A 2423-nucleotide genomic window follows, 5' to 3' on the forward strand; every position below is an offset into this window, starting at 1 on the left:
ATGAGGCCGAGATCGAAGACCAAGTTGAGCGTGCCTTTGGTGGTCTTGCCCCGTTTGAGGCTGCGCCCTCCGTGCCGGCCAAAGTCGGTGGCCGGGCATTAAGCGAAGTACGCGACGCCGAACAAGTCCATCTGACTTTCTCTTTGCCCGGCCCACGTTTGGGCAGCGATGAGGCAATCGCGGCGCGTGTCATGTGCGAGATTTTGGGCGGCGGCATGGCATCGCGTCTGTTCCAAGACCTGCGCGAGACGCGCGGCCTCGTCTATTCCGTAGAGGCCTTCTGCGACCTCTATGAGGATGCAGGCCGCATTTGCGTATCTGTCGGCTGCGGACCCGCTGACGCCGCCGACGTCGCACGCCGCACCGCCGACCATTTGGTACAAATGGCCGAGCATGGTCCAACGCCCCTCGAACTCAAACGCGCGGTTCGCATTCTCGAAGCCAGCATGATGATGGCCGCAGAAAGCCCCGCCGCACGCTGTGAAGCCGCCGTCAGCCAGACCTTGCTCTATGGCCGTCCTCTGCCCTTGGCCGACGTGTCCGCTCGGGTCCGCCGAGTGGAAGCAAGTGCCGTCCAACAGGCCGCGCGGGATGCAATTGCTGCTGCTGAACAAGGTTTTGCCGCCGCAGCAGCGATTGGGCCAGCAGCAGGGCTTGCCGCCGCACCCCTTTTCACGGCAAACTTCGCTTAAACCGCTCAAAAGGACCGAAACTGGGTGTTTCTCAATCTGGTCAATCCAACTGAAAGCAAGCTGCGCCTTGAAGGCGAAGGCGTCTATTTGCGTGAAGCGCAAAAGGGCGATTATCAGGCTTGGGCAGATTTGCGGGCGGCGAGTGAAACTTGGTTGGTGCCTTGGGAGCCTGAATGGCGGTTCGATGAATTGTCGCGCGCTTGCTATTTGTGGCGCCTGCAAGGCTGGCGTCATGATGTGAAGCTGGGGCTGGCATCGCCCTTCTTGGTGTTTCGGACCAGCGATGATGCTTTGGTCGGCGGGGTGAATATCTCCAACATCCGCCGTGGCGTCGCGCAAGATTGCACGATTGGCTATTGGGTCGGCCAACCCTTTGCCCGCCAAGGCTTTACCCGCGCGGCGGTCCGCGCCGTTGTCGCTTATGCTTTTGGACCGCTCGGTCTACACCGCGTGCAGGCGGCCTGCGTCCCCACCAATTTCCGTTCGCGCGGGCTCCTAGAAAGCATCGGCTTTCAGGAAGAGGGACTGGCCCGACAATATCTGAAGATCAATGGCGAATGGAAAGACCATGTCCTCTATGCCATTCTCGCCAATGAGTTTCATGAAGGCCTGTTGAAGGTCTAATGCGCCTCGCGCGGTCGGGTCTGTTCCGTCACGAATTGAAAGGATCGCGCAACACGAGTTGCGCATCTTTACGCGGGCAAAAGCGCAACTCGTGTTGCGCGATCCCTCAAGGCCGATCCCACCCGATTTTGCGCGCTCTAGTTTGAGCGCGGCCTTTGCGTGGGCAGAGGCTGGGGCAGGGGCTGTCGAAGTGAGAAAGGCCTGCGCCATTGGCGGTTAGGTTCAATGCTGATGGTCACGAGATGGCGACTTTTGGCCGGAAGGGGACGGGCGGGTTTGGGGTGTAAGTTCTTCGGAAGCAGACAATTGTTTTCCATAACGCCGGATTGCGGGCGTTAACTGGGCAAACAAGTTTTTTGGGTTCATGCAGGCTTGCAAAGAAGCAAATTTTTAGAAGCCATTTTCAAGGCGTTTTTGGCGGTAACTTTATCCGCGTGAATTCTTCCTCTCCCACGAAACCCACCCCGGTAACACTCACTTTATAAATGTGCGCTTCTTTGAGTGGTCTTGGATTTCCCGCCAAACTATAATGGGGAGGCACGTTTGGGTAAGTAAATTGGTTGATGCAGAAATCCATCCGGCCTTCGTTGAGAAAAATTTGCCAATCCGTGATCATCTTTCCTTCGAAGACATGATAAATGTAAACGTATTTTACACAGGGGCTTTTGTTCCCGCGCACTGAAGTCGCGACCTGAATCACGCCATTCTTTTCTTGAACGACTTCAACTTTGGATTCCATTTGACATCCAATTAGCAATAGAATCGGGAAAAATGTCAGTAATTTCACGCAAAAATTTCTATCAGCCATAAATACCGGCCCCCATTTGAAGCAATCCGCTCTGCACCATGGTCAAGCAATTCCTGAGATCGTCAATGATGAGCCAAATCACTTAGAACGGCTTCAGGCCGCGCTCCGCTTGCCCCGCCCGACAATTCTTCCTGCGCAAGCTGGGGCGTCAAGGGGTGAAATCGACCTCGTCGACGCGCGAAGCGCGCCTTTTGACGCTCCATCTTGCGCGCTCAAACTCGAGCACAGCCTTTGCCTAGGCAGGGCCTGCGGCAAAGGCGTGTGTGGACGCCCTGGTTTTTGCAAGTGCTTTTTCAGTT

General features: G+C 56.2%; 3 protein-coding genes. 2 read left to right on the forward strand and 1 reads right to left on the reverse strand.

Annotated features, from left to right (window positions below; translation table 11 throughout):
• Both ACOVRA_RS06470 and ACOVRA_RS06475 read left to right on the forward strand, forming a co-directional pair.
• A partial coding sequence (locus ACOVRA_RS06470) for a M16 family metallopeptidase (protein WP_421719573.1) occupies window positions 1–692 on the forward strand: 692 nt, incomplete at its 5' end.
• Window positions 693–716: 24 nt separating this feature from the next.
• A complete protein-coding gene (locus ACOVRA_RS06475) occupies window positions 717–1316 on the forward strand; it encodes a GNAT family N-acetyltransferase (RefSeq protein WP_421719574.1) in 600 nt (199 codons plus the stop codon).
• A 403-nt stretch (window positions 1317–1719) separates the two neighbouring features.
• On the opposite strand, the gene ACOVRA_RS06480 is transcribed toward ACOVRA_RS06475, so the two are convergent.
• Window positions 1720–2055 (reverse strand): hypothetical protein, encoded by a 336-nt coding sequence (locus tag ACOVRA_RS06480; RefSeq protein ID WP_421719575.1) that lies wholly within the window; start codon window positions 2053–2055, stop codon window positions 1720–1722.
• Window positions 2056–2423 lie beyond the last annotated feature (368 nt).

It is taken from the genome of Aquidulcibacter sp. (assembly GCF_049239865.1).
Taxonomy (GTDB): domain Bacteria; phylum Pseudomonadota; class Alphaproteobacteria; order Caulobacterales; family Aquidulcibacteraceae; genus Aquidulcibacter.